This window comes from Vibrio sp. RC2502 (assembly GCF_054850435.1).
In genome coordinates this window covers 912,087-928,645 of sequence record NZ_CM141453.1, presented here as the reverse complement: position 1 = coordinate 928,645, position 16,559 = coordinate 912,087, and the positions used below count along the sequence as shown (strand labels likewise).

Here is a 16,559-nt window from a genome sequence, read left to right as displayed (position 1 = left end):
TTAACCTAACGCACTCATAAGAGCCCCAAGTTGCCCCTGCATCTTACCTGTCGCGTCTTGCATCGCGGTAAATTTCGCATGGGTACGCTTTTCCAGCCCTTCCATGCGGCGATCTAATGCCGCTTGGTCATCATTCAAACGGTAGTTTTGTTCTGTGAGACTTTTCTCTCGCGTACGAATGCTGCCCGTAATACCGGTGATGCCGTGAATCGCATCTTCGATACGCTTCGCAAAACCAGTGTTACCACCGAAGAATTTTTCTAACTCGTTGAAGTTATTGTTCAACTGACGGTCAAGCATGTCATAGTTGATTTCAAGCGTGCCTTGACGTGTCGTGGTAATGCCAAATTCTGTCAATGATTTCAGATTTTCTGGTGCTTGATCGATTCGGCTTGAAAAGACGGCTTTCAATCGTGAATCGGCACTTCGCACCGTGCTGTCACCAGCTAGCGGCCCTTTTTGGCCGGTAGTTGGGTCCACACTCGAGAGTGCTTGCGAAGTTTGGTAAAACGAGTTGTACGCCGAAACAAAGTTTTCGATGTCGCTGCGTACACTTTGACGGTCGTACTCGACACCGATTTCTGCCGGCGGCTTGTTTGGTTCTGACTTGCCTTTAAGTGTCAAATCTACGCCTTCAATGGCATCTTCAATTACGTTGTTATGGCTTGAAAGTTTTGCCACGCCGTCAAGCAGCACTTCAGAGTCTTGCCCCGCTTGTACCTCTGTCATACCAAGGTATTCTTCGAATGAGGATTGCGCTTTTGCGATTTTGGCTTCTGCTTCGTCGATTTTTTCTAGACGTTCACGCTCTTGAGGATCGAGTTTCGCACGATGAATTTGCTTGGCTTGCTCTTCGGAAAGCTCACCACGTTCGACTTTTGCGTCGAGTTCTTGCTTTTCATCCGCAATTTTCTGCTCGATTTCTGCTTTTTCTTGTTCTAGGAGCTGCTTAGCTTCTTTGGTCGTAACGTAAGAATCCGTCAATGTGCCTGAGGCGGCATTATTCCAACCTGGAACATCCGGCGCTTTCTCTATCGCCTTTTCGTCCAGTTCCAGTTCTGGCTCTTCGTATGAATCCAGCAAGGTGCCTGACGCAGTTTCTGTCCAACCTGGAATGCGCTCTTCAGGTCGCAAGCTCGAACGTTGATTGGCCTTATCAATGGCTTCTTGTCCGGCTTTAGCAGCCTCTGCACCAGCAGCAGAGATCGGCTCTTGCGATGCATCATCTTGTGCATTCTCTGCCGCTTTTTGCGCTTCTGGAGGTAGAGGGTTGCCGTTCTCATCCAGAATTTCTGGTTGATCCGGTTGTTGCGGTGCTTGTAGTGGCCCTAACACTTCTTCTGCCGCAGCACGTGCTTCTTCAAGCGCGTTAACTCGGTCTTCAAGTGTTTGGTATTCGAAATATTTCAGAGGGTTGCCTCTTTCGGCTTCCACGCTGACTTTGATTTGATGATCCTTACCAGAAAGGTTTGAGGCAAGGATGAGACGCGGTCCTTCGACATCATTAATGACGGAAGCACGAACGCCAGGGTTGTCTTTAGCGCCATTGATGCCGCGTACGACATCGATGAGCTTAGATCGAGAACGAACCTCGATATTAAAACGGTCATCACCAAGCGAAATCTGCAGCTTACCAGGACCAAATTTTGCGTCTTCTGGCAATACGTCAGAAGCGACTTTGTGGCTCTGTGCAAGCTGCAACACATCGATAGCATACTTACCGGCTATAGCGTCAGTGGTTGCGGTGGCCGATACGATATTGTCGTCCGTGGTTTCAACCGTGCGGACGGCAAACGCTTTCTCCTGACGAAAGTTCGCCATGAGATTTTTCATCGTATCCAACGATTCTCTGAGTCGCCCATAGGCACTGATACTGGCATTGATTGTCGTGCGATCGTTGTCGATGCGTTGCTGCTTAGGCACACGTTCCGCATCCACAATTTTGCTGACCATGGAATTAATATCCATGCCGCCAGACATCCCCACAGGGCCTAAACTCATTAAATCACCTCAAAAACGACTTACACTTTTTCAACTAACAAACCGCTGTTAGCTGTGTGCTCAGCTAGGCGACGCAATACCACTAGCAGTTCTTCATCAGGAAATTGACGAATCACATCACCAGTATTGGTTTCGTAAATCGTCACAACGTCTCTGCCGGATTCTTCATCCACACGAAACGCTACTCCTTTGTTGATGGACGAGACAAACTCATTCATTTGTTCGACCATTTTTTCACGTTCTTCTCTGTTTAGCTCCTGACGGCTTTCCGCCATCTCGATTGCCGCTTGAACAGAGAAGTCGTGCTCGGTGCCTTTCGCTTTTTGCGGCGAAACGTCACCGGTTGAACTTGCTGTACTAGGCGTACCTATGCCGTTGCCATTTTTATTTGCAACATTTGTGCCATTCGGTGTGCCGTAAGGCTGGATGTTCGATGCGTAGGAGGATATTTCCATTACAATCTCCCTTCCACCTTATGAGCTAACGATAGGATCTATCGTTTTGGTGACCTAAGCACTAGGCTGGGTCGACCTTGTTAGCCCAACAAGCTTAGCGCTGCAGATGGTGACTGCTTCGCTTGAGCCAGGATTGAAGTACTTGCTTGCTGAAGAATTTGCGACTTAGTCATCGCTGTTGTTTCTTTCGCGTAATCAGTATCTTTAATACGGCTGTTAGATGCATTAACGTTTTCGTTAATGTTGTCTAGGTTGCTGATTGCGTGGTTGAAACGGTTCTGGAAAGCACCTAGTGACGCACGTTGGCTGTCTACTGATTTAAGTGCACCGTCGATAACTGCTACAGCTTCTTGAGAGCCTGCAACCGTTGTTACGTCGATGTCTTTAACCGTTACGTCTTTCGCATCACCAAAACCGATCTCGCCAGCTAGGTTGCCAGAGAACTCAACTTCACCATTTACTTTCTGAGTAGAAGCAAATACTTGTAGCTTGCCGTCTTCACCAACAGACGCTTTTACATCTTCGCTTTGACCGTTGATGTAAGTTGCTAGCTGTTCGATGTCGTCGCCTTGCTTAGCCTTGATGGTAAGTTCTTTCTCTTCACCTTGTTTATTGGTGTAGCTCATTTTAAGCTCAGTTTTATCACCAACTGTCCAAGATGCATCTTTACCTTCTTCTGCTGAGTAGCTCTTACCACCCATTGCTGAAGTATCAGAACGTAGGCTGCCCATAGAAAGCATTACAGCTTCGCCAGAGTCCGCACCGATTTGGAAAGATTGAGTACCGTACGTACCGTTAAGCAGTTTGTTGCCACCGAAAGAGGTTGTTTCAGCGATACGGTTTAGTTCGTCGTTTAGCGCTGTTACTTCTTCTTGGATCGCTACACGTTCTGCTTTTGAGTTAGAACCGTTCGCAGATTGAAGCGATAGGTCACGCATACGTTGTAGGATGTTGGTAGATTCATTCATTGCACCTTCAGCAACCTGTGCAATGGAGATACCGTCGTTCGCGTTTTTCACCGCCATGTCTAGGCCACGGCTTTGAGCGTTCAAACGGTTTGAAATCTGTAGACCTGCAGCATCATCTTTCGCGCTATTGATTTTATAACCCGAAGACAAACGCTCCATTGATTTTTGTTGACCTTCAGCCGCGTGGTTTAGGTAACGCTGTGCGGTCATCGCAGAAACGTTAGTATTAACGTTAATCGCCATAATTGATCTCCTTAAGGCTTAGTGAATGTACCGTCGTGTCTCTCACCTCACTTAGGTACATCTCATTTCTCTCAGTCCCTTTAACGGCGACGTATGCATATCCTTTAGGAGAAATTTTCAATTTTTTGCGATTATTTTCTTTGGCTTACTGAAGTGTGATGAAGCTCTAATATTGTCTTTGATGAATACCTTCGCTCTTTTAAAGGCAGAAAAAAACCCAGCCGAAGCTGGGTTTACTCGCTCATCTCTCACCACGAGCCAATGAGGTTCTCGTCTTAGGTTTAAAATTAACCTAGAAGACTTAGCGCTGAGTTTGGCGCTTGTTTCGCTTGCGCAAGGATTGAGCTTGACGCTTGCGATAGAATTTGTGACTTGGTCATTGCCGTCGTTTCTTTCGCGAAGTCGGTATCTTTGATACGGCTCTTCGACGCGTTCACGTTTTCATTAATGTTGTCCAAGTTGCTGATTGCATGGTTGAAACGGTTCTGGAATGCACCCAGCTCTGCACGGTGGCTGTCTACGTATTTCAGTGCCGCATCAATGATTGCTACTGATTCTTGTGCGCCGCCAACTGAAGTTACGTCGATAGTATCAACCGTAACGTTTTTCTTGTCGTCGCCTAAGCCTAGTTCACCAGACAGACTGCCAGAGAATGACACTTCGCCTTCTACTTTGTTGTTACCAGCAAAGATTTGCAGTTTGCCATCTTGGTCTACTGACGCTTTCACTAGGTCTGTTTGACCGTTGATGTACGTTGCTAGCTCTTCGATGTCATCGCCCGCTTTCGCGTTGATGTTGATTTCTTGCTCTTGACCAAAGCTGTCAGTTAGGCTGATTTTTAGGTCGTTTTTGCCTTGTGCAACGTTCCAGTCTTTACCTTTACCGCTTTCAGCTTGGTAGCTCACACCGCCCATCATTTTGTTGTCTGAGCGCATGTCTTTAAGCTCAAGCATTACTGCTTCACCGTTATCAGCACCGATTTGGAACGATTTCGCACCATGTGTGCCGTTTAGTAGCTTGTTACCACCAAAAGATGTGGTTTCTGCGATACGGTTTAGTTCGTCGTTTAGTGCTGTCACTTCTTCTTGAATCGCAACGCGCTCTGCTTTCGAGTTTGAGCCGTTTGCTGATTGTAGAGATAGGTCACGCATACGTTGTAGGATGTTGGTTGTCTCGTTCATTGCACCTTCAGCAGTTTGTGCAATAGAGATACCGTCGTTCGCGTTGCGAACAGCCACATCCAGGCCACGGCTTTGTACGTTCAAACGGTTCGAGATTTGTAGACCCGCAGCGTCATCTTTTGCGCTGTTGATTTTGAAACCTGAAGACAAACGCTCCATTGAGGTTTGTTGTGCTGAGTTTGCGTTGTTTAGGTAACGCTGAGCGGTCATCGCTGATACGTTAGTGTTTACATTCACTGCCATGGTGATTTCTCCAATTGATTTTCCGATGTAGCGGTTTCCGACGTCTCGGAAAACCAAGTAGTTCTCTCAAAGTTACTTTTATTAACGGCGCTCAACCTGATTTCTTTAGGGAATTTTTTGGATTTTTTTGAAAAAAGTTCGTTTGGAAAGGGAATCGTGATGAAGCAGATAAAAAAGTAAAAAAACTTCAATTTTTCGCTAAAGCTTCTTTTCGAGCTGTCGATATAACCTGATTTTGCGTTGAAATTAAGAATCCAAATCGCCTAACCAAGCAAGGTAAGTGCGAGGTTTGGCGCCTGTTTAGCTTGGGCTAAAATAGTGGTACTGACTTGTTGCAAGATCTGCTGCTTCACCATTTGCGTGGTTTCTTTGGCGTAATCAGTATCTTGAATACGACTGTTCGATGCCGCTAAGTTTTCGTGGATGTTATCTAGATTATTGATCGCATAATTGAAGCGATTTTGATATGCACCTAACTCAGCACGTTGACTATCGACAAATTTCATCGCCGTATCTAGTACAGCGACAGCTTGCTGCGCCCCACCAACGGTTGTGATGTTCAGGTTATTGACCGCATCATAACCTTTCAACGACATCCCAAGCTCACTCGCAAGATCTCCTGAGAATGAAATCGTTCCGGCGGTTTCTTCTCCTGCCATAAAGATCTGTAACTGACCTTTTTCATTAACAGAAGCCTTCACTTTGTCGGTTTGGCCATTAATGTAGGTCGCGAGTTCTTCAATATCATCACCGGCTTTGGCATTGATTTGGATTTTTTCCGTCTCGCCAGAACGGTTGGTGAAAGACATCGTCAGATCATTGGCGTTCTCTTTTACCTGCCAATCAGAATCAGCACGCCCTTGAGCAACATAACTAAAGCCCCCCATGTCCAACCCGTCAGTACGCATCGATTTCAACTCAATCTGTACGGCTTCACCAGAAGCAGCACCGATTTGAAAAGACGATTTGCCGAATGTGCCATTCAACAGTTTGCGTCCACCAAAAGATGTGGTTTCCGCAATGCGGTTTAACTCATCGTTTAACGCGGTGACTTCTTCTTGCAACGCCGTACGCTCGGCTTGGCTGTTTGAGCCATTAGCCGACTGAAGCGACAAGTCACGCATACGTTGCATGATGTTCGTCACCTCATTCATCGCGCCTTCTGCGGTTTGCATGATAGAGATGCCATCATTAGCGTTACGAACCGCCACATCCAAACCACGCATTTGTGATTGCAGACGATTGGAGATTTGCAGGCCTGCCGCGTCATCTTTTGCGCTGTTAATACGCTTCCCTGAAGACAAACGCTCCATGGATTGATTCAGCATATCCGTTGCACTGGTCAAATGACGTTGTGCGACAAGTGCTGCAACATTGGTATTAACGGTGATAGCCAAGAGACACAGACTCCAAATAAATTAAGGCTTTGGATACTTATCGACCAAGCAACAGAAAGGTTTAGTGTTTTTTTATGAAAAGTGATGTAGTTACGCATTTCCTGACGAGACAGCGAATAGCAAAAAGCCTAGTGATGGCGCACTAGGCTTTGCATTTATGAGCAAAGACGACTCAGATTATTTTCTTACTTCGCTGCTTGAGTTGGCCGCAAGAGTAACTGTCACATAACTCACTCGTTGTCCGTTAACGTGCTTGTGCTCAGCAGGAACAGACTGCCCATCAACAACAAGCGTCGGGTAATCGCCATAGAACCAAGCTTCCCACTCTAAGTTTTGCTCAGAGGTATTGGTTAGCGTCGACCGTTCTAATCCATCATGACGCAAAGTTAGCTCGTGCTCTCCCATCGGAAGCTGCTCAACTTGAAGCCAGTCAATATCGGTTGTTAGATGTGACGCGGTTACAACTCGATGGTTTGCCGCATCAGGCTTGATGCCCATCAACCCCTCAATGGTATTCGAAATAAAGGTAAAAGAGATTTCAGGATAGTCACCGTTAGCACCTTGAGTTGGACGCTCATGGGGCTCGTCTTTGATATCCATGATGTACTGCATCCACTTCCATGCTTCCGCATTACGATTGTAAGGGAAGTAGGTTTCAGGGATATAAGTGTAAGCCTCAATGTTGTATGGCGCTTCCGGCGTACTTCCAATTCCATCACCCAGATTTTCTGCAATAAAGTCTAAGTAGCGGTCGTTACGTTCCCCAGGTTCAGTAATCAGCTTCATTGGCATGAACCAACTGTTTTCTTTACCGAAGTCATTCATACGGAAACCATCACGCTGAACGATGTTAACGTAGTTATCCAATGGTTTATTTGGATCCGCAATACTCCATTCTTCATTAAAGAAGTCTTTAAGTTGCTGTGCTTTCTCTTGCCAAAGCGCCGCCTCGCTGTACTCTTCACGAGCCCCAAGCATTGCAGCGTACGCGACCGTCGCTTGGTATTGAGAGCCTATGCCATCACCGGCTTCGATTGGGAATTCGCCACGCTCATTGTAAGTTGCGGAGCCTTCAAAAATACCACCATAACCCTCGGCAATACCGTTAGGATCTTGATCGTCGTGAAGCGCGATATAGTCCGTTAGAACCTTGGTGTAAAAACGCCATAAATCTGGGTCTTCAATGTAACGCTTGTCTCCTGTCCATTGATATTGTTTCCATGCTTTTTCTACAAACTCAAATTGCGCAGGGACTTCACGTACAAACCAGTTGTCATCTTTGTAGTCAATGGTATGTGGCGTGCCATCAAAGTTAACCGCCCACAAGGTATACCATTTTCTCGATTCCGTGGAATGCTTAGCGAAGGTCTTAAACATCGAAAAGTTTTCGGCATCTAGACCTGCGATTTTGGCTCCGCTAGCTTGATGTAAGAAGTCACGAGAGTAGAAAGCCGTTCGGTCAAAATAACCAGCCCAGTAAGATGGAATGTAGTCTGCGGTGCCATCACCATCATTATTGTTCTCATCACGGTTAACCAGATCATGCTGCCCCGTCATAACGAAGCGACGTGTTTTATCAATTGCCCATTCAAACGAATCTTGAAGCTTCTGATTGGACGAAGTGACGACAACCTGCTTCTCTTTTTCAATCGCCGTTAATGTCCATTTTTCTTCTTTACCATTTGCATCTGTTACTACCACTTGCACTGGTTGAGTAAAGTCCACGACTTCACCCACATCCATGCTTGATCGGCTTTGTTCAGAAACCAAAAGTGTACTCACCGTTATGGCACTTAAATCGGTGCCATAAGGGACTTGGAACTCGACGGTTCGCTGAGCTTTATCAATGCCCGTCACACCGACCTGTTGCTCGGCTTTAAATTGGATGATTTGATTAAAACTAACAGGCTGGCTCTTGTTCACTCTTACCAAAGACACACTGTCGACGCTCACCCCACCGACATCAGATCCTGTAAACCAGACTTTAATTTGCTCGCCTTTCTCTAGTGGAATAGCTGGCAGAGTATTTGGCTTATATATTTCACCCTCTGTATTTTCGTCTTTGGTTTTTTCAATCGTCTGGCTGACTAGAACCTCATCGGTCAGATTACTCAAGCCAAGAATGGCGTCATCACTTGGGCTGCTTATGTAGGCGGATAAATCATAAAAACCCGTCTCAGGAATAGTGACTGTTTGGCTTACATGATGGTTAGTTCCGGTGGCAATCCTCGCCATCGACTCACCAACATAAGCGTCTTCATACTTCACATTGGCAAACCAGTAGCTCCATCCTAAACCGTCATTTTCAAAGGTAGAATTTGAGACAAGGTTGTCGCCTTTCGAAGAATCATCATCAGACGAGCTATTACAACCGGACAAAGCAAGGGCGACAAGAATCGCTGAAGCAAGTATTTTCAGTTTCATTTTTTTCTCGTTCGTAGGGATAGCGTGGTTATTGGATAACATTTATTCGGGATGCTGCCGGCGACATGAAATAAAGACGCCGGCATGTTTATTGTTAATTTTTAATAGCTATAAGATGCGTTAAACCGCTTGAATGGATTCTGGAGAAACTTTCGTTTTCTCGTCAGAATCGTTGGCTACGATATGGTCGTATTTCTCGGTCAGATGATCCTGAATTTTTTGGTGGTAAGCACCGTTGAGTTTGTAGAAGCGGAAGTACACAACCAAAGCAATAGCGAAGAAGAACGCAGGCAAACCAACCATGATGCATTGCATGCCAAAAACGGTTTCAGGGCTTTGTTCCATGTTCGGTACATAATCCACTGCAGTCAGTGCGATACCAATGAAGAAAGCCGCAAAAGCTGAACCTGCTTTAACCACCAGCGTTTGTACTGAGTACGCGATACTCTCGCAGCGTGAACCTAGCTTGTACTCACCGTAATCCACTGTATCCGCCACCATAATGACGTTCAGTACCCAAAATAACGCCGTACCAATTTGCAATAACACGCCCGCTGTAGAAATCAGCAGAATACTCTGTTTGTCGTACATGCCTACGTAGATAAGAACTGCACTGCCTAAGATTGGGAAGCTCGATGCACACGCCCACAGCACTCGACGTGAGAACATTTGCGCCAATTTAGGGAACAACACCAATGTAATTAGGTTCGCGATACCAGCGTAAGCCATGTAGTAAGGGAAAAGTTCCTCATTTCCGACCACATAGGTGAAGTAGTAAACCGCAAATGCTGTGATGATGTTGGTAGCGAGGTTGTATGACAGTGCCATACAAAGCACACTCGTTAGCTGGTCATTTTTGTAGATAAGCGAGAGGAGCTTCTTCAGCGAGACCTTTTCTTCAGGTTTCGTCACGTCAAGGTTGCTAGTTGAGTAACGCTCTTTCACGTTACGTAGCGTGATATACGTTGAGACTAGGAAACAACCGACAAGCAAAATCGCAAACACTTGGAAGCCAAATCCTTTGTCGTCCCCACCGACATAATTCACGAACGGCATTGCGATTGCGGCGGTAACAATCCATGCAAGGCTAGCGAAGAATCGAGGGTACGGTACAAGCTCTTCACGCTCACGTTTGTCCAGAGTGAGTGTCGGAACCAGTGACCAGAAAGGAATATCCATTAAGGTGTAGGTCATGCCCCACAAAATGTAAGTCACTGCTGCATAAGCAATAAGCCATGGCCCCTCGATGTGATGCGCACTAAACAACATGAGCAACACCACTGAGTTGGTGATGGTGCCAATTAAAATCCAAGGTTTAAATTTACCCCAACGTGTGCGGGTGTTGTTCACGATCCAGCCCATGATCGGGTCATTCACTGCATCCCAAATACGCGCAATTAAGAAGATGGTTCCCACCACGGCAGCCGAAATACCAACAACATCGGTGTAGTAGAACATCAGGTACATGTAAACGATGGTGATAGCGAAGTCTTTACCAAATGCGCCAAAGCCGTAGCTTAGCTTGGTATTCATAGAGATACTCATTTGTTACTCCTTACGCCCCCTCATCGAGAAGGCGCAGTATATTCACGTTATTGTCGTTTTTATTGATATTGGTTTTGTGATTCTGGACTTACTGATGCACCCATGCTGGCAACCAACCTTCGTGTGCTTCGATCAAGTCATCAACAAGGGCATAAATTTCTTCAATTCCAAGCACTGCTGCTGTATGCGGATCAAGCATGGCAGCATGATAGATACGATCTCGGTTTTCAGTGAGGATGGCTTCCGTCAGCAGAGTCTGAACATTGATGTTGGTCTGCATTAATGCCGCTAAGTGATTTGGTAGTCGGCCTGCTTTGATAGGTTGAACGCCATTTGCGTCGACCAGGCAAGCTACCTCCACACAACAACCTTGTGGCAAGTTGTCAATTAACGCTTCATTCTTCACGTTGCCGTAGATAACACTTGGCGTGCCTGTCCAAATCGAGTTCATGATGGTGCTCGCGTATTCATGCGACTCTTTGACAGTGATTTGCTCCGCGTTTTTGAAGTCTTCGAGGTCTTTTTTCCAGTCTGCAATTTGTTCTACACAACGTTTAGGATATTCATCAAGTGGCACTTTATAACGTTCAATCAGATCTGGGCGATTTGGTTTGATGAAATATGGGGTGTATTCAGAAAAATGTTCCGAAGATTCAGTCACAAAGTAACCCAACTTCTTAAACATCTCGTAGCGGACTAGGTTGGTACAGCGACCATTGTGGTGCAGACCCGGCTTCGGCGCTTTGCCTGATTCAAATGCCTCAAGCAAATCAGGATAAATGTCGACATACTCCCCCTGCTCGTTTTTCTTTTCGAACGTCAGGTAATAAGCCATGTGGTTTATACCAGCACAGGTGTAACGAAGGTCTGAATATTCGATATCAAGGTCGCGAGCGAGCTCTTCCGCCGTCCCTTGCACGGAATGGCACAAGCCCACTTGTTTGATGTGAGGGTATTTCTCATACATGACCCAAGTGTTCATCGCCATTGGGTTAACGTAGTTGAGCATGGTGGCATTTGGACACACTTCAGTCATGTCTTCACACACGCTCCAAAGGTGAGGAATAGTGCGCAGTGAGCGCATGATGCCGCCAGGACCTAAGGTATCGGCGATGGTTTGCTCCAAACCGTGACGCTTACAAACCTCAAAGTCCGTTACAGTGCATGGCTCATACCCACCGATTTGGAATGCGATGACGACAAAGTCTGCGCCTTGCAATGCTTCTTTTTGGTTTAAGTGACAAGTGATCGTCCCCGTCGCACCGGATGATTCCATCAACTTGCTTACTACTAGGTGTGATTCCTCCAAGCGGATTTCATCAATATCCATCAAGGCAATTTGCGCCCCTTTGAAGGCCGGCTTATGGAACACATCGCCAAGAATGTTCTTCACAAAAATCGTAGAACCCGCACCGATGAATGTGATTTTAGGGCTTTTCATAGTTGAATCCTTTTTGCTTTCATACTTTTGTTTCGATGCATTTAAGTTACACCTGTCGCAAGGCCGAATTCGTCTCAGATAAACCAATCACTCTCCCGTTTCCTAATATTTAAAATCAACCAATAAAAAATCTTAGGAAATGGGATATTTTTGTGTAAATCACGGATAAAGAAGGTGGAAAGATACGCTGAAGCTTGCTAGCACGGCGATTTAAGTCACATAACCAAAATCTTATAAAACAGAGTAATCGGTGTTTTTGAAGCTGTTCTGAGTTTTGTTTCAACAGATTTAGTACAAAGAACTTATACAGTTTCCTAAGAGGTGGGCGATGGCGAAGGTAGAGTCCAAGGCAGAGTTAGATCCATTGAAAGTCGTGATTCAAGATAAGTATTCTTCCGAAACGGTTTCTGTAAGCCCACTTTCGCTGTACTCATCTTATGAAAAAATCGATATCGAGCTCAGGCCGCCCCACTCTATGCCGGGTTATCACTGGCACGGACAAGTAGAGGTAAACATTCCTTTTGGCGATGATGTTGAGTACATCATTAATGGCAGCCCAGTGGTGGTGAAAGCAGGCTCGATAGGATTGTTTTGGGCGTCAGTTCCTCATCGGCTCACCAATCCGGGCAAAAGTCATAATATGGGGATCATCAATATTCCGATTCACCACTTTATGTCTTGGACGCTCAATCGAGACTTCGTCAATCAGATCACCCATGGTTGTGTGCTGCAATCAAACGCCAGTTCATTAGTCAGCGAGTTTGAGTTAGCACGCTGGGCAGAAGAAATAAGCCATTCTTCGGAAAGTCGCCAGCAATTAGCGATTGATGAAATTGGCTTGATGTTAAAAAGAATGTGTTTAGATGGCTGGCAACAACTGAGTATCAATCGACAAGAGAAGTCGAGCAAGAAAGGTGTCTCCAAACACTCACAGTTTTACGTCAGTCAAATGCTGGAATACATTGCCACCCATCATAACCAGCCGATCACGATAAAAGACATAGCAGAGCACATTGGGCTGCACACTAACTACGCGATGAACGTGTTCCAACGAACCATGCAGATGACCATCAAGCAATACATCACGGCAATGCGGATTAACCACGCCAGAGCGCTGTTGAGTGATACCGACCGAACAATTTTAGATATCGCGTTAACGGTAGGTTTTAATTCTAGCAGCCGATTTTATGAGACTTTTCAGAATGATATTGGTGTAACGCCAACGCAATATCGCAAGAAGTCACGCGAAGATCATCGCTGGAGCAGTCACAGTACCAGCCCACTTTACGAACTAGAGAAAGGCGCCATTGATGGCAAAAGACCACTGACAGTCAGTTAGTCTTATCAGGCAAGAATGAGGGGAAACAAAAAAGGCAGATCACTCTGCCTTTTTAATCATTAGAGGGTTAGCGAAGAATTACTTAATCGCCAATTCCGCTAGCATTTCTTGTGAAGGAGCGAAGAAGTACGCACCTGTTACTGCTTTAGTGAAGCGAAGCAGTTGGTCTGTTTTACCGTCGGTTACACCGTACATGCTCTCTAGCATCACTTTGATATTGTGAAGTGTATTGCAGTAAGAGATGAACAACAGACCGTGCGCACCAGTCACAGTGCCGTATGGCAAGCTATGACGAACAATCTTCAAACCTTTGCCTTCTTCTTTAATATCAACTCGACCAACGTGAGATGCTGCCGGTACATCTTCTAGCTCGACTGAATCTGGTTTGGTGCGACCAATAACTTTCTCTTGAGCTTTGATATTTAGGCGATTCCAAGCTGGCAAGTTGTGCTCAAAACGTTGAACCATAACATAGCTGCCACCAGCATATGGGCCATCTTTTACCAATGCTACGTCAGCGCGAGCGTCCCCTTTCGGGTTTTCTGTGCCGTCGATAAAGTCCGTCATGTCACGTGCATCTAGGTAGCGGTAGCCGTAAGTTTCATCCACGACCGTCACATCTTCTGCAATATCGGTTAGGAATTTGCGCAATACGTAAAAGTGCAAATCGTGGCGAGTAGAATGGCAGTGAATAAGCACATCAACATCTGTTGTTGGCGCAATAATGTCGCCTTCACCAAGTTGCGGGAAATCAATCAGCTCTTCTGGTGCGTTAATATTTAGGTGCTGCCAGAATGATTTGGTGAATGCGATGGAAATCGTCAGATTAGCGCCCGGTTGACTGTTGTTTAAGTCTTTAACCAGCTCAGGAAGCGCTTTCAGTTTCGCCAATACGTTTTCACGGTTTTGGTTCACTTTTAGTTGAGTGTACAGTGCAAATGGCCCTGCTTCTGGCACGATCGCCGTTTGAGCTTGTGACATTGAGGTATCCTCTATACTTTGCCCCATTGCGGGAAATTATTGTTTTTAATTTTTTGAAGGCTGTTTCGCATCGTGCTCAAGTTGTGGCACGTTAAAACAGTCTTTTACCCATCTTCCGTTGAGAAGATAGATCATAAACCAAGTTAATAAGGTGATGGTTAGAGCATTTGCCCAATTGAATACACCATGTTCTAGGTACACATGATACATGGTCTGAGCGAGTTGAATACCGCACAAGATCAAAGTCATCTCACGGCCATATCGCGTTATTTGATTTACCCAACCACGATCTGGGTGACGCAATCCCATCAGCCACATCAATAACAGGCTTGGAATACCAATCGACAAACCTAAATACAACGTGCTGGAATCAGGATAGACAATGGACAAAAGCTTGCTGCCGCTTTCTCGGCTGACACCCGCCATTGCAAAAACCACCCAAGAGCGAGCCAGAAACATCCATCCTAGCCAAACAAGAATAGGCGCTTTCAAAAATCCATGAGCGTCATATTGGTCAAATGAGTAGCGCACAATATCGTCTTCTTAGTTTCATAAAAACGCCACTTTAACCGATCGATTCAGAGTTGCAAGCAAGCAAAGATGAGAACTAAAGTTCATTTCATCATCTTACGCAGGTAAACTAAACGCAGATTTACAGTGACGTCGATGAGAAACATGAAAAAAAGACCCCCTGCAACCCCAGTTCCTTCTCTAGAAACTCAAACCGAAGCCATGAAGATCGCAAAAGCGACACAGAAACCGGGTCAAACGAAAGAACAAACCAAACTGATTGCTCAAGGTATCGAAAAAGGCATCGCTCAATACAAAAAACAGCAAAAAGAGCGAAATCGTCAAGCAGACAAAGCAAAGAAAAAGCAACAGCGTGAAAAACTGCGCCAGCATGAAGAAGATGTTATCGAGTCAGATAACATCACGGATGATACGCCAAACCACTCCCCAAGTAAGCTGCCTTGGGCGCTACTTGCGTTAAGTTGGATTGGCTTTGCGGCTTACATTATGTTGAGTAAATAACGGATGAAACAGGTATTACTTGGATTTTTTGTCGTACTTCTCTCTGGTTGTACGATGCCTTCTCACATGACTCATGCTCAAAGCCAAGATGTTCATATTCGCATTGACGGTCAGTTCAACCCTGAGCGATGCGAATACAAAGGTGAAGTCACTGGAAGCGAGGGCCATTGGTATAACTACATTTTCATGACCAATGACGCGATGATGCAAGGGGCGATGAATGATTTAAAAAACAATGCTGCGGCCATTGGCGCGGACACTGTGTTCATGGTTTCTCCGCAAGATTTCATCACCTCATTTAGCGTGCTGGGTTCTGCTTACCTCTGCAATGAGTGACGCCTAGATATGAAAAAAGCCAGCGATTGCTGGCTTATGCACGAAATCCAAGACTGCTAGCGATATCTCTCTCCCGATCTAAAACCCATTGGCTATCAAAAGGTCCCCAATCCGAAAGTTGGTAATAGCCGTCATTATGACGTCGGCCATCTTGAACGAATATGAGTTCAATGCCGATCCCCGGTAATGCCTTTAGTACATCTTGAATTGTACGACGAGGCCACCCCGTTTTTTCGATCAACTTTGGCACATTCGGCCTTTCTAGGTTTTCCACCAACAAGGCCAAATATAGCCGCCTTGCAAAAACAGGACTCAATTCCATTGACACCTCCTAAAATTGTGCTGAATCATTATTTCGTTTTTGCCAAGTAAGATGTTGCGTTTGATCAATAACTCGACTTTTCCACTTGATTTAGGCGTTTTTTTATCCGCTTTATGCCAAATTAAGTTCTGTTTTGGCATGTGAGACCAGTTATCCACTTCTATATGAAAATTATTCTCCACAGCGTTTTGTCAGTTTGATTGCTTCTTGATAGGATGCTGAATCAGCCAAGAAATACCTCCCCAAAGCGCGTTGCGCTCTAGAGAGTAAAAACAGAATAAAAAAGGGAAACATTATGACAATTACCATGTTCGGCATTCCAAACTGCGACACCATCAAAAAAGCAAAGAAATGGTTGGAAGCTGAAAACATTGCGTTTGATTTTCACGACTACCGCAAACAAGGTATTGATGCTCAAATGGTGACTGAATTTTGTCAGGCGCTAGGCTGGGAACAAGTTCTCAACAAACGTGGCACCACGTTCCGCCAACTGACTCAAGAACAAAAAGACACGCTTAACGAAGAAAATGCTATTGCGCTGTTGGTTGACAACCCAGCGATGATTAAGCGCCCAATTCTGAACGTAGACGGCCAACTACATATCGGTTTCAAAGCAGACCAATACGCTACGATTTTTAATTCATAAATGTA

The 16,559-nt window shown here is 45.4% G+C and carries 15 protein-coding genes; 4 read left to right on the top strand and 11 right to left on the bottom strand.

The window, feature by feature from the left end; all coding sequences use genetic code 11:
• The 8 genes from fliD to melA form a co-directional block, all read right to left on the bottom strand.
• Complete coding sequence (gene fliD, locus ACYJZR_RS04375; RefSeq protein ID WP_020841155.1) at nucleotides 1-2,001, bottom strand: flagellar filament capping protein FliD; 2,001 nt, start codon at nucleotides 1,999-2,001, stop codon at nucleotides 1-3.
• Between the two features lie 20 nt (nucleotides 2,002-2,021).
• Nucleotides 2,022-2,456, bottom strand: a complete 435-nt coding sequence (flaG, locus tag ACYJZR_RS04370; protein WP_005457768.1) for a flagellar protein FlaG — start codon at nucleotides 2,454-2,456, stop codon at nucleotides 2,022-2,024.
• Between the two features lie 80 nt (nucleotides 2,457-2,536).
• Nucleotides 2,537-3,667 carry a flagellin gene (locus tag ACYJZR_RS04365; protein ID WP_005457770.1) on the bottom strand — a complete coding sequence of 377 codons (1,131 nt, stop codon included), beginning with the start codon at nucleotides 3,665-3,667 and terminating at the stop codon, nucleotides 2,537-2,539.
• Nucleotides 3,668-3,954: 287 nt separating this feature from the next.
• A complete protein-coding gene (locus tag ACYJZR_RS04360; RefSeq protein ID WP_193298006.1) occupies nucleotides 3,955-5,091 on the bottom strand; it encodes a flagellin in 1,137 nt (378 codons plus the stop codon).
• 263 nt (nucleotides 5,092-5,354) lie between these two features.
• Nucleotides 5,355-6,488, bottom strand: coding sequence for a flagellin (locus tag ACYJZR_RS04355; RefSeq protein WP_406966423.1), 1,134 nt, complete (start codon nucleotides 6,486-6,488; stop codon nucleotides 5,355-5,357).
• Between the two features lie 177 nt (nucleotides 6,489-6,665).
• Entirely contained in the window at nucleotides 6,666-8,912 is a 2,247-nt protein-coding gene (locus ACYJZR_RS04350; RefSeq protein WP_406966422.1) for a hypothetical protein, read from the bottom strand.
• A gap of 120 nt (nucleotides 8,913-9,032) precedes the next feature.
• The gene (melB, locus tag ACYJZR_RS04345) at nucleotides 9,033-10,457 is read right to left on the bottom strand and encodes a melibiose:sodium transporter MelB (protein ID WP_045480582.1); all 1,425 of its coding nucleotides are present in this window, start codon (nucleotides 10,455-10,457) and stop codon (nucleotides 9,033-9,035) included.
• A gap of 88 nt (nucleotides 10,458-10,545) precedes the next feature.
• Nucleotides 10,546-11,898 (bottom strand): alpha-glucosidase/alpha-galactosidase, encoded by a 1,353-nt coding sequence (melA, locus tag ACYJZR_RS04340; RefSeq protein WP_025627630.1) that lies wholly within the window; start codon nucleotides 11,896-11,898, stop codon nucleotides 10,546-10,548.
• A 328-nt stretch (nucleotides 11,899-12,226) separates the two neighbouring features.
• On the opposite strand from melA, the gene melR reads away from it, so the two are divergent.
• Nucleotides 12,227-13,237, top strand: coding sequence for a transcriptional regulator MelR (melR, locus tag ACYJZR_RS04335; protein ID WP_140076618.1), 1,011 nt, complete (start codon nucleotides 12,227-12,229; stop codon nucleotides 13,235-13,237).
• Nucleotides 13,238-13,315: 78 nt separating this feature from the next.
• Here the strand turns inward: melR and ACYJZR_RS04330 are convergent, their stop codons facing one another.
• Both ACYJZR_RS04330 and ACYJZR_RS04325 read right to left on the bottom strand, forming a co-directional pair.
• On the bottom strand, nucleotides 13,316-14,218 hold the full coding sequence (locus ACYJZR_RS04330) for a Dyp-type peroxidase (RefSeq protein ID WP_017447782.1): 903 nt from the start codon (nucleotides 14,216-14,218) through the stop codon (nucleotides 13,316-13,318).
• A 45-nt stretch (nucleotides 14,219-14,263) separates the two neighbouring features.
• Entirely contained in the window at nucleotides 14,264-14,749 is a 486-nt protein-coding gene (locus ACYJZR_RS04325; protein WP_005484554.1) for a DUF2919 domain-containing protein, read from the bottom strand.
• A gap of 144 nt (nucleotides 14,750-14,893) precedes the next feature.
• Here ACYJZR_RS04325 and ACYJZR_RS04320 point away from each other — a divergent pair, with 144 nt between their 5' ends.
• Both ACYJZR_RS04320 and ACYJZR_RS04315 read left to right on the top strand, forming a co-directional pair.
• Entirely contained in the window at nucleotides 14,894-15,250 is a 357-nt protein-coding gene (locus ACYJZR_RS04320; protein ID WP_406966421.1) for a DUF2956 domain-containing protein, read from the top strand.
• Between the two features lie 3 nt (nucleotides 15,251-15,253).
• Nucleotides 15,254-15,586: a DUF4156 domain-containing protein gene (locus ACYJZR_RS04315; protein ID WP_025592199.1), complete on the top strand. Its 333-nt coding sequence runs from the start codon at nucleotides 15,254-15,256 to the stop codon at nucleotides 15,584-15,586.
• Nucleotides 15,587-15,620: 34 nt separating this feature from the next.
• Here ACYJZR_RS04315 and ACYJZR_RS04310 read toward each other — a convergent pair whose 3' ends face one another.
• Nucleotides 15,621-15,908: a winged helix-turn-helix domain-containing protein gene (locus ACYJZR_RS04310; RefSeq protein WP_005494336.1), complete on the bottom strand. Its 288-nt coding sequence runs from the start codon at nucleotides 15,906-15,908 to the stop codon at nucleotides 15,621-15,623.
• Between the two features lie 295 nt (nucleotides 15,909-16,203).
• Here ACYJZR_RS04310 and ACYJZR_RS04305 point away from each other — a divergent pair, with 295 nt between their 5' ends.
• Nucleotides 16,204-16,554 (top strand): ArsC family reductase, encoded by a 351-nt coding sequence (locus ACYJZR_RS04305; RefSeq protein ID WP_005484501.1) that lies wholly within the window; start codon nucleotides 16,204-16,206, stop codon nucleotides 16,552-16,554.
• Nucleotides 16,555-16,559 lie beyond the last annotated feature (5 nt).